The 26,813-nt window shown below is 53.4% G+C and carries 30 protein-coding genes; 16 read left to right on the plus strand and 14 right to left on the minus strand.

The genetic code is table 11. The features are described from left to right. Window positions 1-48 precede the first annotated feature (48 nt). Window positions 49-783, plus strand: coding sequence for a 23S rRNA (guanosine(2251)-2'-O)-methyltransferase RlmB (rlmB, locus tag I6L74_RS10575; RefSeq protein WP_011915624.1), 735 nt, complete (start codon window positions 49-51; stop codon window positions 781-783). A gap of 89 nt (window positions 784-872) precedes the next feature. On the opposite strand, the gene I6L74_RS10580 is transcribed toward rlmB, so the two are convergent. Further along, window positions 873-2,162, minus strand: a complete 1,290-nt coding sequence (locus tag I6L74_RS10580) for an MFS transporter (RefSeq protein ID WP_059179934.1) — start codon at window positions 2,160-2,162, stop codon at window positions 873-875. A gap of 192 nt (window positions 2,163-2,354) precedes the next feature. Between I6L74_RS10580 and I6L74_RS10585 the strand changes: the two genes are divergently transcribed. Continuing rightward, on the plus strand, window positions 2,355-3,977 hold the full coding sequence (locus I6L74_RS10585; RefSeq protein ID WP_059179935.1) for an isovaleryl-CoA dehydrogenase: 1,623 nt from the start codon (window positions 2,355-2,357) through the stop codon (window positions 3,975-3,977). Here the strand turns inward: I6L74_RS10585 and I6L74_RS10590 are convergent. The 3 genes from I6L74_RS10590 to bsmA all read right to left on the minus strand — a co-directional run bounded on the left by I6L74_RS10590 (window position 3,974) and on the right by bsmA (window position 6,830). Next, window positions 3,974-5,905, minus strand: a complete 1,932-nt coding sequence (locus tag I6L74_RS10590; protein WP_059179936.1) for a methyl-accepting chemotaxis protein — start codon at window positions 5,903-5,905, stop codon at window positions 3,974-3,976. The genes I6L74_RS10585 and I6L74_RS10590 overlap by 4 nt on opposite strands. Window positions 5,906-6,076: 171 nt before the next feature. Next, a complete protein-coding gene (yjfN, locus tag I6L74_RS10595) occupies window positions 6,077-6,364 on the minus strand; it encodes a DUF1471 family protease activator YjfN (protein ID WP_059179937.1) in 288 nt (95 codons plus the stop codon). Window positions 6,365-6,500: 136 nt separating this feature from the next. Then, window positions 6,501-6,830 (minus strand): biofilm peroxide resistance protein BsmA, encoded by a 330-nt coding sequence (gene bsmA / locus I6L74_RS10600; protein ID WP_072241921.1) that lies wholly within the window; start codon window positions 6,828-6,830, stop codon window positions 6,501-6,503. Window positions 6,831-6,969: 139 nt separating this feature from the next. On the opposite strand from bsmA, the gene yjfP reads away from it, so the two are divergent. Then, window positions 6,970-7,695, plus strand: coding sequence for an esterase (gene yjfP / locus I6L74_RS10605; protein ID WP_059179939.1), 726 nt, complete (start codon window positions 6,970-6,972; stop codon window positions 7,693-7,695). A gap of 109 nt (window positions 7,696-7,804) precedes the next feature. On the opposite strand, the gene yjfY is transcribed toward yjfP, so the two are convergent. Next, a complete protein-coding gene (gene yjfY, locus I6L74_RS10610) occupies window positions 7,805-8,080 on the minus strand; it encodes a DUF1471 family protein YjfY (RefSeq protein WP_059179940.1) in 276 nt (91 codons plus the stop codon). Window positions 8,081-8,422: 342 nt separating this feature from the next. On the opposite strand from yjfY, the gene rpsF reads away from it, so the two are divergent. The 5 genes from rpsF to I6L74_RS10635 all read left to right on the plus strand — a co-directional run bounded on the left by rpsF (window position 8,423) and on the right by I6L74_RS10635 (window position 10,953). Further along, the gene (gene rpsF / locus I6L74_RS10615; protein ID WP_011915632.1) at window positions 8,423-8,818 is read left to right on the plus strand and encodes a 30S ribosomal protein S6; all 396 of its coding nucleotides are present in this window, start codon (window positions 8,423-8,425) and stop codon (window positions 8,816-8,818) included. A 6-nt stretch (window positions 8,819-8,824) separates the two neighbouring features. Then, entirely contained in the window at window positions 8,825-9,139 is a 315-nt protein-coding gene (gene priB, locus I6L74_RS10620) for a primosomal replication protein N (RefSeq protein ID WP_006178996.1), read from the plus strand. A 4-nt stretch (window positions 9,140-9,143) separates the two neighbouring features. Next, window positions 9,144-9,371: a 30S ribosomal protein S18 gene (gene rpsR, locus I6L74_RS10625; RefSeq protein ID WP_000135199.1), complete on the plus strand. Its 228-nt coding sequence runs from the start codon at window positions 9,144-9,146 to the stop codon at window positions 9,369-9,371. Window positions 9,372-9,412: 41 nt separating this feature from the next. Further along, the gene (gene rplI, locus I6L74_RS10630) at window positions 9,413-9,862 is read left to right on the plus strand and encodes a 50S ribosomal protein L9 (protein ID WP_059179941.1); all 450 of its coding nucleotides are present in this window, start codon (window positions 9,413-9,415) and stop codon (window positions 9,860-9,862) included. Window positions 9,863-10,014: 152 nt separating this feature from the next. Then, a complete protein-coding gene (locus I6L74_RS10635) occupies window positions 10,015-10,953 on the plus strand; it encodes a DMT family transporter (RefSeq protein ID WP_059179942.1) in 939 nt (312 codons plus the stop codon). Window positions 10,954-10,992: 39 nt separating this feature from the next. Here the strand turns inward: I6L74_RS10635 and I6L74_RS10640 are convergent, their stop codons facing one another. Then, window positions 10,993-11,625, minus strand: coding sequence for an OapA family protein (locus I6L74_RS10640; RefSeq protein WP_059179943.1), 633 nt, complete (start codon window positions 11,623-11,625; stop codon window positions 10,993-10,995). 253 nt (window positions 11,626-11,878) lie between these two features. Between I6L74_RS10640 and bamJ the strand changes: the two genes are divergently transcribed. Together bamJ and cycA are read left to right on the plus strand one after the other, a co-directional pair. Then, the gene (gene bamJ, locus I6L74_RS10645; RefSeq protein ID WP_059179944.1) at window positions 11,879-12,499 is read left to right on the plus strand and encodes a BamJ family beta-barrel-assembly machinery protein; all 621 of its coding nucleotides are present in this window, start codon (window positions 11,879-11,881) and stop codon (window positions 12,497-12,499) included. Between the two features lie 305 nt (window positions 12,500-12,804). Next, entirely contained in the window at window positions 12,805-14,214 is a 1,410-nt protein-coding gene (gene cycA / locus I6L74_RS10650) for a D-serine/D-alanine/glycine transporter (RefSeq protein WP_059179945.1), read from the plus strand. A gap of 67 nt (window positions 14,215-14,281) precedes the next feature. On the opposite strand, the gene ytfE is transcribed toward cycA, so the two are convergent. After that, window positions 14,282-14,944 (minus strand): iron-sulfur cluster repair protein YtfE, encoded by a 663-nt coding sequence (ytfE, locus tag I6L74_RS10655; RefSeq protein ID WP_059179946.1) that lies wholly within the window; start codon window positions 14,942-14,944, stop codon window positions 14,282-14,284. A gap of 250 nt (window positions 14,945-15,194) precedes the next feature. On the opposite strand from ytfE, the gene I6L74_RS10660 reads away from it, so the two are divergent. Continuing rightward, complete coding sequence (locus I6L74_RS10660; protein WP_059179947.1) at window positions 15,195-16,844, plus strand: methyl-accepting chemotaxis protein; 1,650 nt, start codon at window positions 15,195-15,197, stop codon at window positions 16,842-16,844. 37 nt (window positions 16,845-16,881) lie between these two features. Here the strand turns inward: I6L74_RS10660 and I6L74_RS10665 are convergent, their stop codons facing one another. The 3 genes from I6L74_RS10665 to I6L74_RS10675 all read right to left on the minus strand — a co-directional run bounded on the left by I6L74_RS10665 (window position 16,882) and on the right by I6L74_RS10675 (window position 19,677). Further along, on the minus strand, window positions 16,882-17,847 hold the full coding sequence (locus tag I6L74_RS10665) for a DMT family transporter (protein WP_059179948.1): 966 nt from the start codon (window positions 17,845-17,847) through the stop codon (window positions 16,882-16,884). Window positions 17,848-17,922: 75 nt separating this feature from the next. Continuing rightward, on the minus strand, window positions 17,923-18,747 hold the full coding sequence (locus tag I6L74_RS10670; protein ID WP_059179949.1) for an AraC family transcriptional regulator: 825 nt from the start codon (window positions 18,745-18,747) through the stop codon (window positions 17,923-17,925). 81 nt (window positions 18,748-18,828) lie between these two features. Then, a complete protein-coding gene (locus I6L74_RS10675; protein WP_059179950.1) occupies window positions 18,829-19,677 on the minus strand; it encodes an SDR family oxidoreductase in 849 nt (282 codons plus the stop codon). An 83-nt stretch (window positions 19,678-19,760) separates the two neighbouring features. On the opposite strand from I6L74_RS10675, the gene I6L74_RS10680 reads away from it, so the two are divergent. Beyond that, window positions 19,761-20,147 carry a winged helix-turn-helix transcriptional regulator gene (locus tag I6L74_RS10680; RefSeq protein ID WP_059179951.1) on the plus strand — a complete coding sequence of 129 codons (387 nt, stop codon included), beginning with the start codon at window positions 19,761-19,763 and terminating at the stop codon, window positions 20,145-20,147. A 50-nt stretch (window positions 20,148-20,197) separates the two neighbouring features. Then, window positions 20,198-20,374 carry a flavodoxin-like domain protein gene (locus I6L74_RS10685; protein ID WP_174521011.1) on the plus strand — a complete coding sequence of 59 codons (177 nt, stop codon included), beginning with the start codon at window positions 20,198-20,200 and terminating at the stop codon, window positions 20,372-20,374. Window positions 20,375-20,494: 120 nt separating this feature from the next. Here the strand turns inward: I6L74_RS10685 and I6L74_RS10690 are convergent, their stop codons facing one another. Then, window positions 20,495-21,238 carry a hypothetical protein gene (locus I6L74_RS10690; RefSeq protein ID WP_082691945.1) on the minus strand — a complete coding sequence of 248 codons (744 nt, stop codon included), beginning with the start codon at window positions 21,236-21,238 and terminating at the stop codon, window positions 20,495-20,497. A 351-nt stretch (window positions 21,239-21,589) separates the two neighbouring features. Here I6L74_RS10690 and I6L74_RS10695 point away from each other — a divergent pair, with 351 nt between their 5' ends. After that, a complete protein-coding gene (locus I6L74_RS10695; protein WP_059179952.1) occupies window positions 21,590-21,994 on the plus strand; it encodes a YybH family protein in 405 nt (134 codons plus the stop codon). A 77-nt stretch (window positions 21,995-22,071) separates the two neighbouring features. On the opposite strand, the gene I6L74_RS10700 is transcribed toward I6L74_RS10695, so the two are convergent. Next, a complete protein-coding gene (locus I6L74_RS10700) occupies window positions 22,072-22,698 on the minus strand; it encodes a Vat family streptogramin A O-acetyltransferase (RefSeq protein ID WP_059179953.1) in 627 nt (208 codons plus the stop codon). Between the two features lie 90 nt (window positions 22,699-22,788). After that, the gene (locus tag I6L74_RS10705) at window positions 22,789-24,735 is read right to left on the minus strand and encodes a bifunctional 2',3'-cyclic-nucleotide 2'-phosphodiesterase/3'-nucleotidase (RefSeq protein WP_059179954.1); all 1,947 of its coding nucleotides are present in this window, start codon (window positions 24,733-24,735) and stop codon (window positions 22,789-22,791) included. Between the two features lie 180 nt (window positions 24,736-24,915). Between I6L74_RS10705 and cysQ the strand changes: the two genes are divergently transcribed. After that, window positions 24,916-25,656, plus strand: a complete 741-nt coding sequence (gene cysQ / locus I6L74_RS10710; RefSeq protein WP_059179955.1) for a 3'(2'),5'-bisphosphate nucleotidase CysQ — start codon at window positions 24,916-24,918, stop codon at window positions 25,654-25,656. On the opposite strand, the gene I6L74_RS10715 is transcribed toward cysQ, so the two are convergent. Then, window positions 25,650-26,207, minus strand: a complete 558-nt coding sequence (locus I6L74_RS10715) for a YtfJ family protein (RefSeq protein WP_059179956.1) — start codon at window positions 26,205-26,207, stop codon at window positions 25,650-25,652. The two genes, cysQ and I6L74_RS10715, sit on opposite strands and share 7 nt — an antisense overlap. 331 nt (window positions 26,208-26,538) lie before the next feature. Here I6L74_RS10715 and I6L74_RS10720 point away from each other — a divergent pair, with 331 nt between their 5' ends. Next, window positions 26,539-26,745 carry a DUF1107 domain-containing protein gene (locus I6L74_RS10720; RefSeq protein WP_012015808.1) on the plus strand — a complete coding sequence of 69 codons (207 nt, stop codon included), beginning with the start codon at window positions 26,539-26,541 and terminating at the stop codon, window positions 26,743-26,745. Window positions 26,746-26,813: the final 68 nt, after the last annotated feature.

The following is a 26,813-nucleotide window of genomic DNA, read 5'->3' on the forward strand; positions in this document are numbered from 1 at the left end:
GGCCGGGGTGAGGGGAATCCGTTAACAGAGTGAAAGACGAGTCCATTAATGAGTGAAATGATTTACGGCATCCATGCGGTGCAGGCCCTGCTGGAGCGCGCTCCAGAGCGTTTTCAGGAAGTGTTTATTCTGAAAGGCCGTGAGGACAAACGTCTGCTCCCGCTGATCCATGCGCTTGAAGCTCAGGGCGTAGTGATTCAGCTGGCCAGCCGTCAGTTCCTCGACGAGAAAAGTGAAGGCGCGGTACACCAGGGGATCATTGCCCGTGCGAAACCGGGTCGTCAGTACCAGGAAAACGATCTGCCGGATTTGATTGCCCAGTTGGATAACCCGTTCTTCCTGATCCTCGACGGCGTGACCGATCCGCACAACCTCGGCGCGTGTCTGCGTAGTGCTGATGCAGCAGGTGTGCATGCGGTGATCGTTCCACGAGATCGTGCGGCACAGCTGAATGCGACGGCGAAGAAAGTGGCCTGTGGCGCAGCGGAAAACGTTCCGTTGATCCGCGTGACCAATCTGGCGCGCACCATGCGTCAGCTGCAGGAAGAGAATATCTGGATCGTTGGTACGGCGGGTGAAGCCGATCATACCGTTTATCAGAGTAAAATGACCGGCCGTCTGGCGCTGGTGATGGGTGCAGAAGGCGAAGGTATGCGTCGTCTGACTCGCGAGCATTGCGATGAGCTGATTAGCATCCCGATGGCGGGGAGCGTGTCGTCTCTGAACGTCTCCGTTGCGACAGGTATTTGCCTGTTTGAAGCGGTTCGTCAGCGCACGAAATAAACAGTAAGGCCGTCCACAGGACGGCCTTACTGTTTTCTTTCTTTCCCACTGGGAAAGCGCCGGAGTGAGGGCCCCAGACGGTGGCAACCTTACTCCTCTAACGACCGCAAATGGTCATCTTTATTGAGCGTCATCAGCGCCGCCATGCTGACCACCGCCGTCGCCATCACGTAGTACGCCGGAATATCGAGATTCCCCGTCTGTTTGATCAAGCCTGTTATGATTAAGCCCGCACAGCCTGAGAAAATCGCGTTCGACAGCGAATACGCCAGTCCAAGCCCTGTGTAACGCACGCGCGTCGGGAACATCTCCGAGAGCATTGCAGGCCCTGGCCCTGCCAGCATCCCCACCAGTCCGCCAGCAATCAGAACCACAATGGCTTTAATGGCCAGCGTGCTGGATTCTGCCTGCAACACTTTGAGCAGCGGCAGCGCCAGAATCAGTAATAGCCCAGTGGCGATGAGCATCACCGTGCGCCGACCGATTTTGTCGCTCAATATCCCCGATGGAATAATGGTCAGCGCAAATCCGACATTCGAGATCACGGCAATCAGCAGCGCCTGGTTAAAGCCAGTATGCAGCGCCGACTGTAAATAGGTGGGCATGATGACCAGATAGGTATAGCCCGCAGCCGACCACACCATCACGCGTCCTATCCCCATCACGATCGCTTTGAGCGTTTCCGCAGTCTGCGCCTTCGCAACGACCGGTTTTTCCTGCTGTTTCACAAAGCTTGGCGTCTCTTCCATGCTCACCCGCAGCCACAGGGCGACCACGCCCATCGGCAGCGCGAGGAAGAACGGAATGCGCCAGCCCCAGTCATGCAGCGCTTCGGGCGTGAGGACGGCGGAAAGCAGCGCCACGATCCCCGCACCGGCTAGTAGACCCAGTGCCACGGTAAAGGACTGCCACGCACCGTAAAGCCCGCGTTTGCCGCGTGGAGCGAATTCGGTCATCAGCGACACCGCGCCGCCGTATTCACCACCCGCAAACAGCCCCTGTAAAATGCGCAGACCGGTGATAATCAGCGGAGCGGCAATGCCAATACTGGCGTAGACCGGCACGACACCAATCGCCGCCGTCGCGAGGGTCATCAGCACCAATACGATGATCAGTGTCGGCTTACGCCCAATACGGTCGCCTATTCGCCCGAACACCACCGCGCCCAACGGGCGGAAGAAAAACGCAATCGCGAACGAAGCGTAGGTGAGAATCAGGCCGGTTGTTCCCGCTTCACCTTCAAGCTGGAAGAAATTTTTCGCAATAACGGTGGCCATAAAGCCATACACCGCAAACTCATACCATTCGATAAAGTTACCAATAGAGCCTGCAATTAAAGCGCGCTTATGCGCATCCGGCGCACGTTGGGAAGATTGCATAATGATTCTCTTCTGGAAGGTGAGAATAAATTATTCAACAGAATCGCCGGAGTGAAATAGTTTATTCTTATATTGTGTGACCTGTTTCACGAATGATCTCAGCAAGATCGCTGCCTTGTGACCCGACTCCCATGCAGCCTTCGCGCAGGTTGTCCATAATGACCTTCATTGCCATTGAAGGAGGGACGCACCATGCACTGGCAGACTCATACTGTTTTTAATCAGCCGTTACCCCTTTCCAACAGTAATCTGTTTCTTTCCGATTGCGCGCTGCGTGACGCCGTCATCCGAGAGGGGGCGGAGTGGGACATGGAGCTGCTCGCCAGCATCGGCCAGCAGCTAGGCACGGCGGAATCACTGGAGCTTGGCAGGCTCGCCAATGCAAATCCCCCTGAACTTTTACGCTACAACGCCGCGGGTGAGCGGCTGGACGATGTACGTTTTCATCCGGCGTGGCATCTGCTCATGCAGGGACTGTGTGCGAATCGGGTCCATAACCTGGCGTGGGAAGATCAGGCTCGCAAGGGATCGTTTGTCGCGCGCGCGGCACGGTTCATTCTCCATGCCCAGGTGGAAGCCGGAACGCTTTGCCCAGTCACCATGACGTTTGCCGCGACGCCGTTGTTACAGCACTCCCTCCCTAAACCTTTTCACGACTGGCTGACGCCGCTGATGAGCGATCGTTACGATCCGCATATCGCGCCTGGCGGGCAAAAACGCGGACTCCTGATCGGGATGGGAATGACCGAAAAACAGGGCGGCTCAGATGTACTGAGCAACACCACGCGTGCCGAAAAATGCAGCGACGGCAGCTATCGGCTGGTGGGGCATAAATGGTTTTACTCAGTGCCTCAAAGCGATGCGCATCTGGTGCTGGCGCAGGCGAAAGGAGGGCTTTCATGCTTTTTCGTCCCGCGCATATTGCCTGACGGGCAGCGCAACGCTGTTCGGCTGGAACGCCTGAAAGATAAGCTCGGCAATCGCTCAAACGCCAGCAGCGAAGCGGAGTTTATGGACGCTTCCGGTTGGATTGTAGGGGAAGAGGGCGAAGGCGTACGCCAGATCCTCAAAATGGGGGGCCTGACGCGCTTTGACTGCGCGCTGGGTAGCCACGGGCTGATGCGCCGTGCGCTCTCTGTTGCGCTGTACCACGCCCACCAGCGCCAGACGTTTGGCAAAAATCTGGTCGATCAGCCGCTGATGCGCGAAGTGCTGAGCCGCATGGCGTTGCAGCTCGAAGGGCAAACCGCGCTGCTGTTCCGTCTGGCGCGTGCCTGGGATCAGCGCGAGGATCAGAAGGAAATAGCCTGGGCGCGGCTCTTTACACCCGCCGCGAAATTCAGCGTCTGCAAAGCGGGGATCCCCTTTGTGGCGGAAGCGATGGAAGTGCTGGGCGGCGCAGGCTATTGCGAAGAGAGTGAATTGCCGCGTCTTTACCGCGAAATGCCGGTGAACAGCATCTGGGAAGGGTCGGGCAACATTATGTGCCTGGATGTTTTGCGCGTCCTGGCGAAGCAGCCTGCCATTCTCGACGTATTACAGGAGGATTTTGCCCAGGTAAAAGGGCAAGACCGACATTTTGATCGCAGCTGGCGACAACTGCTGCAAAAGCTACGTAAGCCGCAGGAGTCACAGGGGCGGGAGATCACCCAGCAGATATTTTTGCTGGGCGCAGGCGCACAGATGCTACGGCACGCTTCGCCCCCGGTGGCGCAGGCGTGGTGCCGCATGATGCTGGATGCCCGTGGCAGCCTGGTGCTCAGCGAGCAGGTCAAAAATGACCTGCTGCTGCGCGCCACGGGACGGGTGGTTTAGTGTTTTAAGCGGAAAATGCTGACCACTTCAGCCAGGTGCGATCCCTTCTCACGCAGCGTTTGTGCAGTTTGCTCGCTGCGTGAAACGCGATCGGCGTTGATATGCGACGCTTCGCCAATGTGGGTCATCGCCAGGTTGACCTGATGGATGCCCGCAGATTGCTCATGTGACGCGTGGTTAATCTCGGTTACCAGCTGGTTGATGTTATCGATATGCACAATGATCGACTCCATCGCGTGCTGGGTTTGTTCGGAAAGCTGGTGGCCTTCGCTCACTTTTTTCAGCGTGTCGCCAATCAACTGCTCGATTTCTTTCACCGCGTTGGCACTGCGGGCGGCCAGCGCACGCACTTCCTGGGCGACAACGGCAAAACCTTTGCCGTGCTCACCCGCACGCGCGGCTTCCACCGCGGCGTTCAGCGCCAGAATATTGGTCTGAAACGCAATCGATTCGATCACGCGTGTGATGTCTTCAATACGTTTCGATGCGTCGCGAATATCATCCATGGTGGCGACCGCGTTTCCGACGGTTTCGCCACCGTGATGCACGGCGCGTGAGGTCTCACCAACCAGCTGCTGCGTTTGCTCCATGTTCGCCGCATTTTGCTGCACAGTTGCCGCAAGTTGTTCCATACTCGCCGACGTTTCTTCAACGCTACTCGCCTGCTTATTTATTTGCTCAGAGATTTCTCCGGTATCGGAAGCCAGCGCGTTAGTCCCCTGGTGGATTTCACCTGCCGCTTCACGAACCTGCTGAACGATCTGCTGCAATCCAGCGCCAATGCCGTTAATCGCGCCAATCAACTGGCCGACTTCATCCTGACGTGTGACCGGGAGTTCCGCCCGCAGATCGCCCGCGGCGTATTGACGAGCCAAATCGATGACGTCGCGCAGTGGACGGGTTAACCAGCGACGGATAATCACAACGAACAGTGCGGCAAACAGCGCAGATAGTACGATTCCCGCCAGCAGGAAGCGATCGCGCAAGGCGTTGACGTTGGCCAGCAACACGGATTTATCCACTTCACCAATGATCGTCCAGTTCCAGCCTGGCAACGGGGTATACGCCATTTTAAGGGTACGCCCATCGTCGCTTTGACGTTCCAGGGTGCCGGATTTTCCGCTCAGAAGCTGTTGCTGAATTTCGTTATCCCACTTCGGCAATTTTCCTTCTTCGCTAGAGTGGAACAGATACTGCCCGCGCGTTTTGCCGTTGCCGCGATCTAACACATAGAAATGACCGCTGTCGCCGAGGCGGCGATTCAGGATCTTTTCACGCATCACGTTCCAGGAATTCGTGATATCGACCCCGACAAAAACGATCGCAATGACCTGGCCGCTCGCATCTTTGACCGGCTGATACTGGGTGATGTAGCGCTTACCAAACAGCAAAGCCAGACCGCGATAGACTTCGCCATTGGTCACGGAGCCAAATGCGGCGCTGGAATTATCCAGCACGGTACCGATGGCGCGATCGCCGTTTTCTTTACGCAGCGACGTCGCTACACGAATAAAGTCATTACCGCTGCGGACAAACAGGGTTGAAATCGCACCGGTACGATTCAGGAAATCATCAGAGAAGGCATTGTTTTCGTGGAGTTCGGTGTCACCCCCTTTCAGCAAAGGTGCATTTTGCCCGTTAATGGTACGCATTTGACTGGCATCGCTGCTCAGCGGCTGGGGCAGAAATGTGCCAAAGAGTTTGGTGTAGCTCTCGACTTCTTCGCTGAGGCTGGTGTTGAACATCTGGACCATATCCACCATGCCCGTGGACTGATTATGCAGATCTTCCACCGCAAGGGCTTCGAGCTGTTGGCTGGCTTTTTGACTCAGGAGAAAGGTGAATAACAGGAAGAGCGTAGCAACGCTCGTACCGGTAAGCAGCGAAAGCTTGGTGCCCAAACCAGAACGGCGGAAAAAATTGATCATAAATTGCTCATTGTCGAAAAGGTATGGCAGTTCAACGGCAGAGCGGGGATAACATTTACCAAACTTATGTAACAAAATGTTACATTGATGCGATGAATGAGCAACAGTCAGGGTAAACGATTTGTAGAAATAGAAAAGCCACTAATATTAAGTGGCTTTTATGGACGGGCTTCAGGTGTAGAGAATAGCTTGCACTCGCCACTGGTCGGCATGTCGGTCCTCCTGCATCTGGACGATGCGATACCAGGAAGCACCTTGCTCATCCGCTTTTAAGGCAATCACACGTTCAACATCTTGCGGGCTCCCTGAAATGTTAGTCACGGAGATCAGACCCATTTCATTTAAGCCTGTGACGCAATCCGCACTGGCAAATTCCGCTGACTGCGCGGTGGTGCTCATCAGTCCCGCTGAGAGCAGCAGTGAGGTCAAAGCAAGAGATCGTTTCATTGTCAGCTCCATTTCACATGTCTCCGGTATCCGCCGGGCAATCCTTCGCAAATAAACTCACTTCCTATGTCACAGGCATGGAGTTTATTGTGGACAGGAAAACGTCTATGGACGCAAAGCAGTGTAAATGTCGTTTAAATGCTGACAGTTATTTGCGGTACAAAATGGCTTGTGAGTACCACTGTCCCGTTATGATTGTTTCATCAATCATAATGATGACGTAATAATCTGCTTTCGCAGCGACAGCTTTGGCTTTTATTTCATCCTCTGCATCCGCCGGTGAACCGCGAACTAACGCACTGACGGTACCCAGTCGTTGTAATCCTTCGGTCTGATTACGGCGAATTTCCTGAGGATGATCGGTAGCCGCGGGAGCGGGTTGCGGTGTGCCTTGCAACGCGCTACAGCCCATTAATAGCGACACCAGCAATAAAGCAGCGAACCTGCGCATAACCATATCTCGTTTCCTGATAGTCATAGTGTAGATGTCTGCGAATTTCCTTTTGGGGGAATGTTCCCAAACTGTTATCTGTGACGTAAATTTCGAATGAAAATGTCGTGAAAGCGTAATCCAGTTCTCAACATTATGAATCACCCATCAGACAAGAGGATCGACCATGATTGAACTCACAACGCAGCGGCTTGGCGAACACGAAATTCTACACGCTTTTCCGGCGGGAATGCGTGAGCAGCCGTTGCCGGTTGTTATTTTTTATCATGGCTTTACGTCATCAAAACTGGTGTACAGCTATTTTGCTGTGGCATTGGCGCAGGCAGGCTTTCGGGTCGTGATGCCTGATGCTCCCGATCATGGCGCGCGATATTCAGGTGATGAACAGACGCGATTGGGCCAGTTCTGGCCCATTCTGCACGGCAATCTGCTGGAGTTCAGCGGATTACGTGATGCGGTGTATCAGGCGGGGTGGGTTGCTGATGACCGACTGGCCGTTGCCGGAGCATCAATGGGTGGCATGACTGCCTTGGGCATCATGACGCGTTACCCGGAAGTGAAATGCGTCGCGAGCCTGATGGGATCGGGCTTTTTCACCACGCTTGCTCACACGCTTTTTCCGCCGACGGGTGATGTTGACGCGATGGTTTCTCAACTCACTGACTGGGAGGTCACGCATGCGCTGCCGCGTCTGGCCGATCGCCCACTGCTGCTCTGGCATGGCGAAGCGGATGACGTCGTACCTGCTGGCGAGACGTTCCGTTTGCAGCAAGCCTTGATTCGCGATGGGCTGGATAAAAATCTAACGTGTTTGTGGGAAGCGGGTGTTAAGCATCGCATCACACCCACGGCGCTGGATGCCACGGTTGCGTTCTTCCAAAAGCATCTTTAAAAGCGCGGGTTTGACGCCATGGGCGCAAAAAAAAAAGCCCCCGGGCAGGGGGCAAGTCAAACTAGGACTATGTTCTCGTTTTTGGCTTTCCTGGTGCTAACGTTAAGTCTTATCGGTAGATATCTGCGCTTGCATGCATATTGCCGTTGCTACCGGGTTCGCGTGTTAAAACTACATGGTAATACGCCGCACCCTGTGCGTCGGTCTCTTCATTAAGCGCCTGATCTGCTTCACTTTCAGTGGCGAAATTATGATTAATGTAAATCACGCCTAAGCTGTGCACATCATCCATATTTTTAGCCTGTTGGCTGTCTACTTTGATGGCTGCCATCGCGTTTGTACTCAGCACAAGCGCAGCCAAAATGACTATTGCGATGTTTTTCATGATCTGTACTCCACGACAACATGCTGTTTGCGGTTTTGCCTCTCCTGTCGTGTCTGGATGGGGTCTGATTAAAGTGTAATCGCTTATCTGGCGGGAAATCGCGACCATTTCTGATGCTGTTGTTCAAAAAAATGGCGCTTTCAGATGTGATTAATTTTAAATCATCCACTTAGACTGGCTTTACGCTTTGTGCGAATTAATTGTGCATTCAGCTTGAGTTTATGGGGCTTCGCAATTAGAATGGCGCGTCAATTTTTCAGCCGACCTTTAACAACGTTCCTTGCCTCCATGGGCCTCGGCTGACCCAGACAGGAGGCTGAATAATCCGTAAGGAGCAATTCGATGCGTCATTACGAAATCGTTTTTATGGTCCATCCTGACCAGAGCGAACAGGTTCCGGGTATGATCGAACGCTACACTGGTGCAATCACTGCAGCAGAAGGCACGATCCACCGTCTGGAAGACTGGGGTCGCCGTCAGCTGGCTTATCCGATCAACAAACTGCACAAAGCGCACTACGTTCTGCTGAACGTTGAAGCTCCGCAGGAAGCGATCGATGAGCTGGAAACTAACTTCCGCTTTAACGACGCCGTTATCCGCAGCATGGTAATGCGTACTAAAAACGCAGTTACTGAAGCATCTCCGATGGTTAAAGCGAAAGACGAGCGCCGTGAGCGTCGCGATGATTTCGCAAACGAAACCGCAGATGATTCTGATGCTGGGGATTCTGAAGAGTAATTTCTGATGACCAACCGTCTGGTGTTGTCCGGTACCGTGTGCAGGACCCCCCTTCGTAAGGTCAGCCCATCAGGAATTCCTCATTGCCAGTTCGTGCTTGAGCATCGTTCTGTGCAAGAGGAAGCCGGGTTTCACCGGCAGGCGTGGTGCCAAATGCCCGTTATTATTAGCGGACACGAAAACCAGGCCATTACTCACAGTATAACGGTCGGTAGCGCAGTAACCGTTCAGGGGTTCATTTCTTGCCACAAGGCAAAGAACGGTCTGAGCAAAATGGTTCTGCATGCCGAGCAGATTGATTTGATAGATTCTGGAGACTAGCCATATGGCACGTTATTTCCGTCGTCGCAAGTTCTGCCGTTTCACCGCGGAAGGCGTTCAAGAGATCGACTATAAAGATATCGCAACGCTGAAAAACTACATCACCGAAAGCGGTAAGATTGTCCCAAGCCGTATCACCGGTACTCGTGCAAAATATCAGCGTCAGCTGGCTCGCGCTATCAAACGCGCTCGCTACCTGTCTCTGCTGCCGTACACTGATCGTCATCAGTAATCGGGCACAGTCCATTAATACGACTTTAAGAGGATAAGGTAATGCAAGTTATTCTGCTTGATAAAGTAGCAAACCTGGGCAGCCTGGGTGATCAGGTTAACGTTAAAGCGGGCTACGCTCGTAACTTCCTGGTTCCACAGGGTAAAGCTGTTCCTGCTACTAAGAAAAACGTAGAGTTTTTCGAAGCACGTCGTGCTGAACTGGAAGCCAAACTGGCTGACGTTCTGGCGGCTGCTAACGCTCGCGCTGAAGCAATCAACGCACTGGGCACCGTTACTATCGCGTCTAAATCTGGCGACGAAGGTAAACTGTTCGGTTCTATCGGTACTCGCGACATCGCTGATGCTGTAACTGCAGCTGGCGTTGAAGTGGCTAAGAGCGAAGTTCGCATGCCGAACGGCGTTCTGCGTACCACTGGTGAGCACGAAGTGGACTTCCAGGTTCACAGCGAAGTGTTCGCTAAACTGGTAGTAAACGTTGTAGCTGAGTAATTTATTACTGAGTTAGCGTAAAAGCGCCGGCCTTGTGCCGGCGTTTTGCTTTTTGTCTCACCGCACCTCTCACAACTCTCCCTATAGGGTAGCAATTGCTGCCGCAATCTCTGATAATAAATTGAAACGTCATTTTATTTTTGAGATTCGCCATGAACTCCGCTCCGCCTGTGCCCGTTTTTGCCCGTAAAAATGTTGCTTATGCTTGCGCGACGCTCTGTTGTCTGCTGTGGGGTAGCTCTTATCCGGCAATAAAAAGCGGGTATGAACTCTTCCAGATAGCCACCGACGACATCCCGTCAAAAGTCGTATTCGCAGGGTATCGTTTTCTCTTTGCTGGCCTGTTGTTGCTGATTTTTGCGCTTGCCCAGCGTAAACCCATCGCCAGACTCACGCCGCGGCAATTTGGGCAACTGTCCCTGCTGGGGCTGACGCAAACCACGATTCAGTACACGTTCTTTTATATTGGTCTTGCGTATACCACGGGTGTGAAAGGTTCAATCATGAACGCCACCGGGACTTTTTTCAGCGTCCTGCTGGCACACTTTATCTACCAAAACGACAAGCTCAGCTATAACAAAACCATTGGCTGTATTCTGGGGTTTGCGGGCGTGATGCTGGTGAACTTCAACAGTGGATTGATGGATTTTAGCTTTGTCTGGAACGGCGATGGCTTTGTGATTCTGGCCGCCTTTATCCTCTCTGCCGCCACGTTGTACGGGAAACGTATCTCTCAAACGGTCGATCCGACCGTGATGACCGGCTGGCAACTGGCGATTGGCGGACTGGTGCTGGTTGTGGGCGGCTACTCGACGGGCGGAACGCTGGAAGTACACAGCATTGAGGCCGTCGCGATTTTGGGTTACCTGACGCTGTTATCGTCAGTCGCTTTTGCGCTGTGGAGTGTGCTGTTGAAAGTTAACCGCGTCAGCATGATCGCCCCATTCAACTTTGTCGTACCGGTGGCCGGGACGGTGCTGTCCGCTATTTTCCTGGGCGAAAACATTCTGGACATCAAATATGCCATCGCGCTGGTACTGGTGTGTTCAGGGATCTGGTGGGTGAATAAGGTCAGTAAAAAAACAGTCTAAAAAGTCTGCCCGGTGAACGTCACGTCACCGGGCGGAGAATTATTTCGCGCGAATAAAACTGCCGTCAGTCTGGCGAGTGAACAACACCTGTTCGCCATTTCCGGTATCAATCGTCAAACCCGTCACCACGCCGCTGGCATTCTGGCGAATCTGCACCATCTGACCGTTTTGTAAATTGCTAAGCGGTTTCCCTGCACCTTCTACTTGCACCATGGAATAGACATCAGTCGGTGGCAAATTGTGGTCGCGGAACAACTGCGCCATTGTTTTCCCAGGCTCAACGCGATACGAACGCCATTGCTGTTCGATACCCGAAGGTTGCTGGGCCTGTGGTGCGGCTACTTGTTCCTGAGGCTGTTCGTCCTGGATTGGTTCAGGCTCTACCGGCGCAACTTGGCCGGGATCGTTTGACGGCGTCACCAGCTGTGTCTGCATGGGCTGCTGATCGCGTTGTGGTTGTGATTGCGACTGGATATCCAGCTGCGCGTTGCGACTCGCTGGTACGGTATCGCTGTCATCGCCAGAAGGAAGCAGGAAGCCTACCACCACCAGCAGGGCGGCAATGATGATGCCTCTGCGATGGAGGTTCGGCAGCGGGTCCATGATGCGAAAATTATCTGGCGCATGCCAGATTTTCGCCAGGGTAGGTTTCAGTTCAAATCGCCCGGGCATGGCTCTCCTCCTGCTCCGCGTCTTTTACCCGTCATCCACGGGTCGATATCCTGTCTCAGAAGTATAGTTCGCTAACTGCCTGAATGGCGTAGCAAAGCCGCCTTCACTGTCCCACGTTTGGGAAAAATCCTGGTAAGCCCTATTGTTTCTGTTTCGCGGCGGTTTGTCATCTTAACTTAAGACAAAGTTTTACCCGTAAGGGCGTGGCTGCTATGCTGCCCGCTACTTTAAATGTGATGGAAGGAAACCCCCCATGACCACCCCGACTTTTGACACTATCGAAGCGCAGGCAAGCTACGGTATCGGTTTGCAGGTAGGACAGCAGTTGAGCGAATCCGGCCTGGAAGGACTGTTACCTGAAGCGCTGGTGGCGGGTATCGCTGACGCGCTGGAAGGCAAACAGCCGGCAGTGCCAGTCGACGTTGTTCATCGCGCACTGCGTGAAATTCACGAGCGTGCTGATGCCGTTCGTCGCGAGCGTTTTGAAGAAATGGCGGCTGACGGCGTGAAATATCTCGAAGAAAACCGTGAGCGCGAAGGCGTGAACATCACCGAATCTGGCCTGCAGTTCCGCGTGATCACTCAAGGTGAAGGCGCAATCCCGGCTCGCAGCAACCACGTTCGCGTGCACTACACCGGTAAACTGATCGACGGTACCGTGTTCGATAGCTCCGTTGCGCGTGGCGAGCCGGCTGAATTCCCGGTTAACGGCGTGATTCCTGGCTGGATCGAAGCGCTAACCCTGATGCCTGTTGGCTCTAAATGGGAACTGACGATCCCACAAAACCTGGCATACGGTGAGCGTGGCGCGGGTGCCTCTATCCCACCATTCAGCACCCTGGTATTTGAAGTCGAGTTGCTGGAAATCCTGTAATCGACGTGCATTTCCTCTTCCGCTTTGGGAGAGGAAATGCGTGATAAAACCTAAAGTTACAGCGATATCAACATTTTATTTTGCATATGCACACTTTGCGTGTATTTTTGTGAGCTGTTTTGCATTGTACAAGTGATATGACACTCACTTTAAACATATTGTTAACATAATATCTAATTCACAGTATTCATCCTGCCGATTCTTACCTACTATCGACGAGTCCTTGTATAGGGATCGTTGCATTTTGACGTCATTAAAGGCCAGAAGAGCCTAAACAACACAGACAGGTACAACAGGAAAATCACATGGTAGATCAGGTTAAAGTCGTCGCCGCTGAAGAGGCTTCGTCTGAACAGTCGCTGCGGCGCAATCTCACAAACCGTCATATTCAGCTTATCGCCATCGGCGGTGCCATTGGCACCGGGCTGTTTATGGGGTCGGGTAAAACCATCAGCCTTGCCGGGCCATCGATCATATTCGTCTATATGATCATCGGTTTTATGCTTTTCTTCGTGATGCGGGCAATGGGTGAATTGCTGCTCTCGAATCTCGAGTACAAATCGTTTAGCGATTTTGCCTCCGATCTGCTCGGACCGTGGGCGGGCTATTTTACCGGCTGGACTTACTGGTTCTGCTGGGTGGTAACCGGAATGGCCGATGTCGTCGCCATTACCGCGTATGCGCAATTTTGGTTCCCCGGATTGTCTGACTGGGTCGCGTCGCTGGCGGTGATCGTGCTGTTACTGAGCCTCAACCTTGCGACCGTCAAAATGTTCGGTGAGATGGAGTTCTGGTTTGCGATGATCAAAATCGTCGCGATCGTCGGCCTGATCGTGGTGGGTCTGGTGATGATACTGACGCACTTCCAGTCACCAACCGGCGTTCAGGCATCGTTTACCCATCTGTGGAACGACGGCGGCTGGTTCCCGAAAGGCCTGAGCGGATTCTTCGCAGGCTTCCAGATTGCGGTGTTTGCTTTTGTGGGCATCGAACTGGTGGGGACAACGGCGGCGGAAACCAAAGATCCTGAAAAATCGCTACCGCGCGCCATTAACTCGATTCCGATTCGCATCATTATGTTCTATGTGTTCGCGCTGATCGTGATCATGTCCGTGACGCCATGGGGTTCCGTGGTGCCAACAAAGAGCCCGTTCGTCGAGCTGTTCGTACTGGTGGGACTGCCCGCTGCGGCAAGCCTGATTAACTTCGTGGTGCTGACCTCTGCGGCGTCTTCTGCGAACAGCGGCGTGTTCTCCACCAGCCGTATGCTGTTTGGCCTGGCGCAGGAAGGTGTGGCACCCGGCGCATTCGCTAAGCTGTCTAAGCGTGCGGTTCCCGCGAAAGGGCTGACCTTCTCCTGCATCTGCCTGCTGGGCGGTGTGGTGATGCTTTACGTCAATCCGAGCGTGATCGGCGCGTTTACCATGATCACCACGGTATCCGCGATTCTGTTCATGTTTGTCTGGACGATCATTCTTTGCTCGTACCTTGTGTACCGCAAACAGCGTCCGCAGCTGCATGCGTCATCCAAATACAAAATGCCGCTCGGCAAACTGATGTGCTGGGTGTGTATGGCGTTCTTTGTCTTTGTGCTGGTATTGCTGACGCTGGAGGATGATACCCGTCAGGCGCTGATGGTCACGCCGCTGTGGTTCATTGCGCTGGGTCTCGGCTGGCTGTTTATCGGTAAGAAACGTATGGCCGGTATGCGCTAAAGAAAAAAGGCCACGCGAGGTGGCCTAAAGCAAGGACTTCCAACAAGACGCTCTCGGGCGTCTTTTTTTATTCGCCTGCGAGGGCTCGCGGGAATAAGACGTTGTTTTCGAGGCTGATGTGTTCCATCAGATCGTCGATCAATTCGTTAATGCCGTTATACATCGCTTTCCAGGTGGTACACGCGTCCGCGGGCGGCGTCACGTTATCGGTGGTGTGTTTAATCACTTCGAGCAGTTCGCCCGCATCGTCATGCTCACTTTCCATCACGCTGATAGGCCCCATCGCCTGGCTACCCATTCCCTGTTTAATCATCGGGAACAGGATTTGCTCTTCTTTCATCATGTGGCTGGAGAGTTCTTCGTGCAGCATGGTCAGGTATTTTGCCAGTCCGCGCGGGACAGAGGCTTTATCGGCATGCACGCGCTCGACTTTCGTCGCCTGCAAAATCAGCTCCGGCAACTGTTCGCGGTGGCGATCGTGGTAGCGCACGATGATGTGATCGATGATTTCGGCAAGCGCGACGGTACGCCAGTCTTTGTCGATGGGCTGCTCGGCCAGTTGCGCCAGTTCAGCTTCAATCGCGTCAACATCCAGCTCCTTACGCAGAGCCGCGCGTGCCAGCGTTTGTTTACCGCCGCAGCAGTAATCCATGTCGTATTTACGAAACAGCGCAGATGCGCGCGGAATGGAGAGCGCCAGCTCGCCTAAAGGTTGGTCGCGAAAGGCCATCAGCAGTTACCTCATCATCAATAATATAAGATGTATATTAAATGCACCTTTAAGTGAAGGCTATAACCCTTTAGTGGCAAAGAGTAAAGTGTGAGGTGCATCACAAATTTATTTTGAAGTATTAAGATGCTGAATGGATTTGAGAAATTCAGAAAGTGTGGGTATTAGAGAATTTACAGCGTTAAACAACCCAGCGCACCTGCCGATAGATACACGTCAGACAATATCCTGCATATAACAAAGGCATACAATGTTTAAGCGTATTAAAGTTATCACACTACTTGTTTCGGTGTTGCTGGTGCTGGGTGCCATGCAAATTATCTCTGCAGGCGTATTCATAAATGCGCTGAATAATGACAAAGACAATTTCACCGTTTCACAGGTGTCCAGTCAGAACGTTGCAGAGTTTACAGATGCATGGATCAGCCTCAACCAGGCGCGCGTAACCCTTAACCGCGGCATGCTCCGCCTGCAAAGCAGCACAGCGAGCCAGATAAACGGCGGACAGCTCAGCGAACTGGTCGCCACGGCGAAAAATCTGCTGGCGAACGCACAAGGACATTACGACAAATACTACGCCTTGCCGGAAACGCCGGGGATGGACGAAAACCTGGGTAAACAACTGGAAGAGCAATATCGCGTCTACTCTTCCACGCTGGCGCAAATGAACAGCTTGCTGGCGCAGGGTAATCTGGAAGATATGTTTAAACAGAATGCCGAGTCTAAGCAGCAGGCGATGCAAAAAGTGTATCGCGAATGGCGCGAGGCGCAGGCTAAGCTGACCAACAGAGGGATTGCGGATAACGAAAAGGACTATCAGCGCATCCTGTGGATCCTCTCTGCGATTATGATTGTGGTGGTGGGCGTGATTATCACCAGTTGGATTGCAATGCGTCGCGTGCTGCTCAAGCCGCTGGACGAGGTCATTAGCCATATCCGCGCGATTGCTGCAGGCGATCTGACGCAGCCAATCGAAGCCCACGGCAAAAACGAAATGGCCGTGCTGGGGCGCAACGTGCAGGAAATGCAAACCGCGCTGGCGAATACCGTCGGTGTCGTGCGTGAAGGCGCAGACACTATCTTTACGGGCGCAGGTGAAATTTCTGCAGGCAGCAACGATCTCTCTTCCCGTACCGAGCAGCAGGCCGCTTCTCTGGAAGAAACCGCAGCCAGCATGGAACAGCTGACCGCCACCGTGAAACAAAATGCGGACAACGCCCGTCAGGCGTCACGTCTGGCGAAAGACGCGTCCACCACCGCCAAAAAAGGCGGCAATGTGGTAGAAGGCGTGGTGCGTACGATGGATGAGATCGCCACCAGCTCCAGCAAAATTGCGCAGATCACGAACGTGATCGACGGTATCGCTTTCCAGACCAATATCCTGGCGCTCAACGCGGCGGTAGAAGCCGCACGCGCAGGCGAGCAGGGACGTGGTTTTGCGGTGGTTGCCGGTGAAGTCCGCACCCTGGCGCAGCGCAGCGCCCAGGCAGCGAAAGAGATCAAAGCGCTGATCGATGATTCCGGCGAGCGCGTCAGCGCAGGTTCCCAGCTGGTTAACGAAGCGGGCAGCACGATGGCAGAAATTGTCAGTGCCGTCACGCGCGTGACTGACATTATGGGCGAAATCGCTTCCGCCTCTGATGAGCAAAGCCGTGGTATCGACCAGGTTGGTCTGGCGGTAGCGGAAATGGATCGCGTGACGCAGCAGAACTCCTCATTGGTTGAAGAGTCAGCGGCAGCGGCCGCGGCGCTGGAAGATCAGGCTGCACGTCTGAACGAAGCGGTTGCGGTGTTTAAAATCAACCGTAGTCGGGCTGTGAAAGCCGCGCCGGTCAAAACCTTCGCAGCGAAGGTCAAGCCGACGGCAACGGTTTCTGACGGTAACTGGGAAACGTTCTAATAAGTTGCCCGGCGGCACACCGCCTGCCGGGCATTATTCAACTCAGCGAAACCGGAACGACCGTGGTTTTTTCCGGTTTTGCTTTTACCGCGATCACCACGCCAATCACCAATAGCGCAATCCCGCAGGTGGTTAACAGCGGCGGCACGCTCTCACGCATCAGGAACGTATAAAGCAAACCGGCGAGCGTTTCGAACACAATCAGCGGCCCCAAAATCACCGTCGGCAATTTCTGGCTGGCAATATTCCAGCACAGCGCACCCACCCACGAGCACAGCACGGCGATGGCGATCATCAACCCCACAAACACCCACGGCCTCGGCCCAAACGGCAGGGCAAACTCCGGCTGCTGAAGCCCTAACCATCCGCATGCGGCGAGGTAGCCCACCAGTGAGACGGGCAGCGTCACCAGCGCTTGCGCAGTCGCCCACATCATCGGGTGTTTATCTGGGTTTTCCCTCAGCCATTGGGCATTACGCAGGGCATACCACGCCCAACACACCACAGAAATCATTGCCAGCACAATGCCTGAGCCATAGCGCCATCCGCTCATATCGGCCAGTCCATGACGCAGTTCCGCAATATTCACGCACGCCAGTCCGGCCGCAATGCAGACCAGCGCGGGCAGCATTTTTGACCACGCCAGCTTGCCGTCACGATGGCTATACAGAAGGTTGGCGAACACCGGGATTACCACGGGTAACGTGCCGATAATCATGGTCGATACTGGCGCGCCGGTGCGCTGAATGGCGCTTGCCAGGCAAACGTAATAAATCAGATTCCCCATCATGGTCAGCGCCAGCGCGGTCATCCAGTCTTGACGGCGTAGCTGACGTAAACGCGCACGGCCCAGCCAGGCCAGCGGCAGAGCGATCAAGCCCAACGCAAGATAACGTCCCATCGACTGCAAAACCGCCGGGTATTCCGGCACAATCAGCGGGCCGACAAAAATCAGTCCCCACATCAAACCTGCAAGCAGGGCATACAGCACGCCGCTAATCATTTTTCCCTCCACCACCTGTAAACCTGCGTGAAGTGTAGGAAGACCAGCGCCTGGCGTATTGTATGAGATTGCGCATTAGCGCTGAGCGACCTGCTTTTGATAGCGCACGGGCGTAATACCGTAGCGATGCGTAAACGCGCGGGTGAGATGCGATTGATCGGTGAGTCCGGTCGCAGCCGCCACGTGTGCCGCGGGCATGCCGTGGGTGAGAAACGCTTTGGCGCGCCACAGACGAATCGCCATCAGCATTTGATGCGGCGTAACGTGAAAGTGCGCCTTAAACTGACGCTGGAAATGATAAGGGCTCAGCGACACCACGCGTGCCAGCTCGTCGAGCGTAACCGGATGCATATAATTGTCGTGCAGATAGTCACGCGCCTGCTCAAAGCGGTGCGCGCCTTCCTGCACCATTGGCGCATGGTGAGCCAGCGGCGTAAAGGTGTCGATCAGATCCAGCAGCAACCCTTTTTGCGCCAGCGGATCGTCCGTATGCCACAGGCCATAAATCAGCTGGCAGATTTGCTGTGAGCGTTGCGGATCGTGGCGCGTCACGTCGCTGAACCACCAGTGGCGAATACCGGTCACCTCCTCCAGTAAATCAGGCTCGAGATAAACCATACGATAGCGCCAGCCCTCGTCCGTAGCGGATTCACCGGTATGCAGCTCATCTGGATTCATGGTGACGACGGAATGGACAGGGGCGATGTATTGCGTGCCGCGATAGCGAAAGCGCTCAGCACCGGCTTCAATCGCGCCGATTCCGAAGGCTTCGTGCGTGTGAGGCTCAAAGGCGTAGCGAGAGATATGGGCGTGATACAGCTCGATGCCTGGCACCTGCGCCAGATGGCGAAAACGCGCGCTGTCTCTCTCATCGATGAACTGTTCGGGTACGCCTTGCACGGTGAGTCTCCTCCAGGGTCATCCTTTGATTATCAGAGATGACCCTGGGGGATGCCACAAAAATTAACCCGTGCTTAACCGTTACAGAATACTTTTGACGCTTTCCGCCAGCGGCGTAGTGGCGCGGCCAATCAATTTGCTCAGCGTATGGCTATCGTCAAACAGACCGCCTTTTGACGCGCCCGTGTCAGAATCGGCCAACATATCCGCCAGGCCTGCGGGTAATCCCACGCCCTTCAGCGCGGCGGCGAAATCCGCTTCGCTCATATTCTGATACGTCACGGGTTTGCCGCTCTGTTTGCTCAGCTCTGCCGCCAGCTCGCTTAAGGTCCATGCGCTGTCGCCAGCCAGTTCGTACACGTTGCCCGCGTGACCGTCTTGCGCGATGACTGTTGCCGCCGCAGCGGCGTAATCCGCACGGGTAGCCGCGGCAATTTTACCGTCGCCAGCCGCGCCGATAAACACGCCGTGTTCAATAGCGGGTGGTGCGCTTGCCAGATAGTTCTCGGTATACCAGCCGTTGCGCAGCAGGGCGTAAGGGATACCAGAATCTGCCAGCGCTTTCTCGGTCGCGACGTGTTCATCGGCAAGGCCCAGCGGCGACTTATCCGCATGCAGCAGGCTGGTGTAGGCAATAAATTTCACGCCCGCCGCTTTGGCTGCGTTGATAACATTCTTGTGCTGCGGTTCACGCTGGCCGACTTCGCTGGACGAGATCAGCAGCAGTTTTTCCACGCCAGTCAGCGCAGCGGTGAAGGCGGCCTGGTCGGTGTAATCCGCCTGACGGACGGTAATGCCTTGTTTGCTCAGCGCATCGGCTTTTGCCGGGTTACGCACGATAGCCACAATCTGACTGGCCGAAACGGTTTTAAGCAGGTGTTCGATAACGTGTTGGCCAAGCTGGCCGGTAGCGCCGGTAATCGCGATCATGAGGAACTCCTTCGTGTTTGTCTGGTGTTGTGGCACACTATCACTCAAACTAACTTATAGTAAGTACGTACAAAAAGGTAAGTATGAACTCAACCCTCCCGACGCTCAGCGAGCAAATGCGCGACGGCAATCTTTTTGCCGAGCAGTGCCCATCCCGGGACGTGCTCAAGCATGTCACCAGCCGCTGGGGCGTGCTGATTCTGGTGGCGCTGCGGCAGGGAACGCATCGGTTTAGCGATCTGCGCCGTAAAATGGGCGGCGTCAGTGAGAAAATGTTGGCGCAGTCGTTACAGGCGCTGGAGCAGGATGGGTTTGTGAATCGCGTCTCTTATCCTGTGGTGCCTCCGCACGTTGAGTATAGCCTGACGCCTCTTGGCACGGAGGTGAGCGAGAAAGTAGCCGCGCTGGCGGACTGGATTGAGGTGAACACTCCGCGAGTGCTCACTAACCGGGACGAACGCGCAGCGTAAAGTCGTTGAGGAAACATCTGCACGCCTTGCAGGGATGGCGGCGAATAAAAATGGATTTTCAGGCGCTGTGCCTGCGTCAATTTATGGCTTTTCTGGGCATTGAACGGGTGGAGTTTATCCGTGCTGAAGGTGCATCAAAAAGTGAAGACGTGAAGCAACGAGAAATATATCTGGCTATGGCGTCTTTTCCCCATGGTATTAACAATATTTTAAATCATGGGGAATGAGCTATGCTGCATGCCGTAACGTTAACGTGCTTGAGTCATGAAGAAGATATTACCCTACACGGGATGCACATTAGAAATGTGCTCATTAGGGGAATATATTCTTTTTTAAAGTAATAATGGTTACCGATTCACTATGTTCAGACTTGCTTGCAGTGAAATACTGTCAGCCGGATTGCCTTTGCCTTCTACCGTATTGGTAAAATAATTATAATCAAGCTCAATCCATTTCTGCAGTTTAGTTTCATAGTTGTCGGGATATTGTGCCTGCTCGATATCCGGTAACGTTTTGAAGTGTTCCAACACGGCGCTAAAGAAATTTGTCAGCTTTCCGCTGCTGTTATATTCAGCCATCGCTTTGGCGACAACTTCTTTTCGCCAGGCGTATTCCTGGTCGGTAGACGCTTCCCATGCGGCTCTTCTTTCGTTGGTGGTGTAGATCCCGCTGTCGTCATAAGTCACTAAGGCCAGTTTCTCGCGTGTAAAGCCAGCGAAAGGGTTTCTGCCGTCGCCATTAACAAATTTTGTGGCTTGCGCGGCTCTGGCTAAACGTTCAGGATCTGAAGAATCAGGTATTTCGGCGTTATACATCGCTCGGTTCGCGTTATATTCAGGTCCGGTAATTTTTTTAAGCAAAGTTTCTGCTTTTGCCCCTAACTCTTTTCTGCTGAGGCCCGCATTCTCCGCGTCGGCCCGACTTGCACTGTCACTGAATTGTTGAGCAAGCGAGGAAAGAACAACGTCTTTTTTGGTCGTCATGTCGACCTTATCGGCTGTATTACCGGCTCTCTCTGGCTGCATCATGGTGCGCCTGTTATCCGTTGAATCATTATTGAGACTCGATTTACTTCCGACAGGGTTGAGCATAGGTGTCTTTCCTTTTGCTGCGGCTACACCTGCAGCGCTATTATCCATCGCTAATAAAGAGTATATCGGTCAACCGTCAATAATCTTTAATTCCGTTTCTCCTGAATGTGTCGTCGTTTTCGCTGAAAAATGGCATTTAAAATCATGAAGTGACTCAATGATAAAAACGCATCCTTAGAAGGTGCGCGCTTAAAAACGGGCAGGATAAGGTTATTTTTCATCGTATGCGTAAAGCGCTATCCTGAAAAGTTAGGGGCAAAACCGGAAACTCATGAAATTTGGTAGCTATACATTTACGCTAGGTTGTTATGCTAATACGGGTTGGTCTTGTAGTTAACAGCAGGAGTATTCATGAATTCGCATCCGCTACGCCAGGTGATTGAATCGTGTGACAGAGCGATATCCGATAAAGATTATGATTCGTTAATGGAAAATTATAGCGAAGACGCTGCGCTGGTGGTTAAGCCAGGTATGGTCGTCAAAGGTAAAGAGAATATCCGCAAAGCCTTTCTTGCCATCTCTGATTATTTTCAGGACCAGCTCGTTGTGGAGCAGGGAAATATGGAGGTCATCGAAGGAGGGGATAGCGCGCTGGTTATCATGGAAACGGTACTGCGCTTCCCGGATGGTAAGAACGAAACGGTGGAAATAACCCGTCGCGCCACCTATGTCTTCCGGCACGAAAACGACGGTCGTTGGCTCTGTACCATCGACAATTCGTACGGTACCGCTCTGTTGGATGGGGAAACGGCGTAGCCTTTCTCTCTGAATGGCTGCGCCTTGCGCTAAACCGCCCTGAATGATCAAAGGCGACCAATGCAGACCCGGCGCAGTTAATCGCGTAACCCGTCGATATCGCCGGACATGATTGCCGTGAGGTTTTGGGTGATCTTTTCTACCGGCCAGTCCCACCAGGCGAGTTTTTCAAGCGTCGCGATAGTGTCATCTGAAAAGCGCTTCTTAATGAGTCTGGCAGGATTACCGCCCACAATCGCATAGGCCGGTACGTCGGAGGTCACAACCGAGCGTGAGGAAACGATCGCGCCGTTGCCTACCTTCACGCCGGGCATAATCAGTGCCTGATAACCGATCCACACATCGTTCCCAATTACCGTATCGCCCTTGTAAGGTAAATCTTCGGGCTGCGGCGTGGCTTTCTCCCAGCCGTTGCCAAAAATATAAAACGGAAAAGTCGAGATCCCAGAAAGCTTATGGTTTGCGCCGTTCATTATAAATTGAACGCCTTTTGCTATCGCGCAAAACTTGCCGATGATCAGCTTGTCGCCAATGAAAGGGAAATGATAAAGGACGTTACGCTCGAAGTTTTCCGAGTCTTCCGGATCGTCGTAGTAGGTATAATCACCCACGATGATATTAGGATTGGTCACCGTGTTTTTGATAAAACAAACCTGAGGGAATCCCTCCATCGGATGTGCCGTTGATGGGTTTGGTCCGTTCATACGCCTCCCGTTGCAATGTTTTACTGCCCGCAGGCCTTTGACTGGCGTCTAACGCAAAGGCGCACGGAGTGCTCCGCGCGCCTGCTGTGTTTATTTCTGATTCAATTCCACCTGATAAATCGCAAAGCCGATCTCATCGGTGCTGACTTTAGTCATCGGATATTGCGCTTTCTCTTTGATAAACGCCGCCGCTTTATCGGACGGTGAGGTCTCGAAACGGATATCCAGTTTGGTGTCGCTGTGAATCGGCGCCAAACGCCAGTTGTTGTCCGCTGCCGGATGGACCGCGCCTGCTTTCTTCGACTGCTCGCTAATCCAGGCCGCCAGCACCGAGCGGTTTTCATCCGGTGAGGCAAACGCAATATGGCTATCGCCGGTTCCGGCAAACTTGCCGCCGTAGGCGCGATAGTTATTGGTAGCAACCAGGAATGTAGCATTCGGATCAACAGGCTTGCCGTTGAAGGTCAGGTTTTTGATGCGTTCCGCTTGCGGGTTAATGGCCTGACACTCACCGTCGTATTTCGCCGGCTGCGACACGTCAATCTGATACTCCACGCCATCAATCACGTCGAAGTTATAGGTGCGGAAACCGTCCCAGTTGATCAGCGACTGCGGCTTGCTGCTTTTGGTATCAATCTGGTTAAACTGTCCGGCGGAACACTCCAGCCACTCTTTCACCTCTTTGCCCGTCGCTTTCACCACGACCAGCGTGTTGGGATAAAGATACAGATCCGCCGCGTTGCGGAAGGTGAGTTGACCTTTTTCCACTTCGACGTAGCTGGCCGGATCGTTCTTACGTCCGCCGACTTTGAACGGTGCGGCAGCCGAAAGAACCGGCAGTTTTGCCAGATCCGGATCGCCCTGAATGAAGTGCTCAACGTAGGCTTTCTGCGCCATGTTGACGATCTGCACGGTCGGATCGTCCTGCACCAGCGCCAGGTAGCTGTACATGTTGTCGGACGATTTTCCGATCGGCTTACTGACAAACTCACGCGTAGCGTCATGGTCGTGCTTGAGCACGTTCACCAGATTTTTATCTTCTGCGGCCAGCGATTTTTTAGCTGCCGCATCGTAAATCGGGCGAGCCTCGGCTTTCGACTGCGTCACCTGCCATTTTCCGGCGTCGTTGTTCAGCACCAGATCGACTACGCCCAGATGATCGCCCCACATGCCAGGCATCACTGACGGCACACCGTTCAGCGTTCCTTTTTCGATATCCGCGCCTTTGATGCTGGCAAAATCTTTGCCCGGGAAGACGGCATGGGCGTGACCAAACAGAATCGCGTCGACGCCCGGCACTTCACTGAGGTAATAGACGGAGTTCTCAGCCATCGCCTGATACGGATCGGCAGACAGTCCGGAGTGGGCGACGACGACCACGATATCTGCGCCTTTCTCGCGCATCTCTGGCACATACTTACGCGCGGTTTCGGTGATGTCGTTCACGGTCACTTTGCCGGTGAGATTAGCCTTATCCCACGTCATGATCTGCGGCGGCACAAAGCCGATATAACCGATTTTCAGCGTCTGTTTTTTACCGTCCTGATCGACCACTTCAGTCTCTTTGATCAGGTACGGCGTAAAGAGCGGCTTTTGGGTCTTAACGTCAATGATATTGGCGTTAACGTACGGGAATTTCGCGCCAGCGAGCGCATTGTGTAGATAATCCAGCCCGTAGTTAAACTCGTGATTACCGAGGTTGCCCACCGCGTAATCCAGGGTATTCAGCGCTTTATAGACAGGGTGAACATCACCCTTTTTTAGCCCTTTTGCTGCCACATAGTCGCCGAGAGGACTACCCTGAATTAAGTCGCCGTTATCGACCAGCACGCTATTTTTTACTTCACCCCGCGCGGCGTTAATCAAACTTGCGGTGCGTACCAGTCCGAATTTCTCCGTCGGGGTATCTTTGTAATAGTCAAAGTCCATCATGTTGCTGTGCAGGTCTGTTGTTTCCAGAATGCGAAGGTCGACCGTCGCGGCCTGTACGCTTGCTGCTATCAGCGTCGCCAGGAGCGTTGCGCTAAACTTAATCATCAGAGGAGTCCTTTTTTTCGATCCAAGCCACAAAAGAATATGTATGTACATTTTGTTGCTTACAGAAGTGTGAATCCTGCCAGAAAAAAGCGCAATGAAACCAGAATTGCTTCACAGAGTGTGATTACGATATAAATAAAACAAATAGTTATGCCCACTGCGTTAACGAAGAGGTGGAGTATGTTAGAAAAAATTTGTCAGCTCGCACGGGAAGCCGGTGAGGCCATCATGCAAGTGTACGATGGCGCAAAGCCGATGGACGTGGTCAGCAAAGCTGACGACTCCCCGGTGACCGCCGCCGATCTTGCGGCCCATGCGGTGATCCTCAAAGGCTTGCAGGAACTGACGCCGGATATCCCTGTATTGTCGGAAGAAGACCCGCAGGGCTGGGACGTGCGCCAGCACTGGCAGCGCTTCTGGCTGGTCGATCCGCTCGATGGTACAAAAGAGTTCATCAAGCGCAACGGCGAGTTCACGGTCAATATTGCCTTGATTGAAAAAGGCAAAGCGGTGATGGGCGTGGTTTACGCACCCGTGTTGAAAGTGATGTACAGCGCTGCAGAAGGCAAAGCGTGGAAAGAGGAGTGCGGGGTTCGTAAACAGATTCAGGTGCGTGATGCTCGCCCACCGCTGGTGGTCATCAGCCGCTCGCACAGCGACAACGAACTTCAGGAGTATCTGCAACATATCGGTGAGCACCAGACGACATCCATTGGATCGTCACTTAAATTCTGCCTGGTGGCGGAAGGGCAGGCTCAGCTGTATCCGCGCTTTGGGCCGACCAACGTCTGGGATACCGCAGCGGGTCATGCGGTTGCCGCCGCCGCCGGAGCGCATGTGCATGACTGGCAGGGTAAGCCACTGGACTATACCCCGCGCGAGTCGTTCTTAAATCCGGGCTTTAGGGTCTCGATTTATTGACCGAGCAATTTGTGCAGCAGGGCGATCACCTGCTGCACCTCTTCCTGCGTCAGCGCCCCATCTTTCGCCCACTGCACGCGGCCGTCTTTATCCAGCACTACCACCGCAGAACTCTCTTCTTCCAGCTGCCAGGCTTTGCGCGTCACGCCATTGCTGTCGACAATAATCTGTGACCAAGGGTAGAGTTTTTTATTGCTCTCAAGACTGCTACGCACAAACATGCCGGAACCCGGAATCGCATCATCGGTGTTAACAATCGTGGTGGTCTGGTAGCGGTCATGAGGGAGATTTGCGCTCTTAATCGCTTCAATCATGCTGGCATTTTTCTCTTTTGCCGAGGAGCGCCCGGCAAGATGTTGCACCACTCGCACTTTCCCTGGAAGCTGCGCGCTATTCCAGGCTTTGTAGCTAAACTTATTATTGTCGAGAATCAATTCTCCCCGATCGGTAATACCGACCGCTGGCACACGTTGTCCATTTTCAATGTTGTGCGCGGAAGCCATCAGCGGCAGTAACAGGCAGGCTGCGGCCAGGACGTTACGAAGGGTCATAGTGTTTCCTTTTTATGTGCTTATATGCAGGTGATCCGACCACTTGGTCATACGTTTTAATCATAAGTGCGATCAATACGCTTTACCCGCAATCTGAGTGCCAGTTTGCGGGCGAACGCACATATCCTTAAAAAAACGACGCCTTATACTGCTTTCGGTAATGCTATGCAAAGAATGTTCTGATTAATTGTAATCAAACGGTAAATAAACTGATGCATACTGGGTATCAATGTTTTTCTGGTCTATAGTCATTGGGCAACAAAATTTGCGCTCAGGACCGTCGGGCCGATTGTGGCGCCGCAAGAGCGTATGATTCGCAGGAGATACAAGAATGAAAATTTTCCAACGCTACAACCCGCTTCAGGTGGCGAAGTACGTGAAGATCCTGTTCCGTGGACGGTTGTATATCAAGGATGTTGGCGCTTTCGAATTTGATAAGGGTAAGATTCTTATCCCGAAAGTGAAGGACAAACAGCACTATTCTGTGATGTCCGAAGTCAACCGCCAGGTTATGCGTCTGCAGACTGAGATGGCTTAACCAACGTGCTATGCAGTAGTTAAGCAGTAAAAAAAACGGCTCCCAAAGGGAGCCGTTGATGTTTGTGC

Origin of the sequence: Lelliottia amnigena, from assembly GCF_019047465.1 — a bacterium.
Classification (GTDB): domain Bacteria; phylum Pseudomonadota; class Gammaproteobacteria; order Enterobacterales; family Enterobacteriaceae; genus Enterobacter; species Enterobacter amnigenus.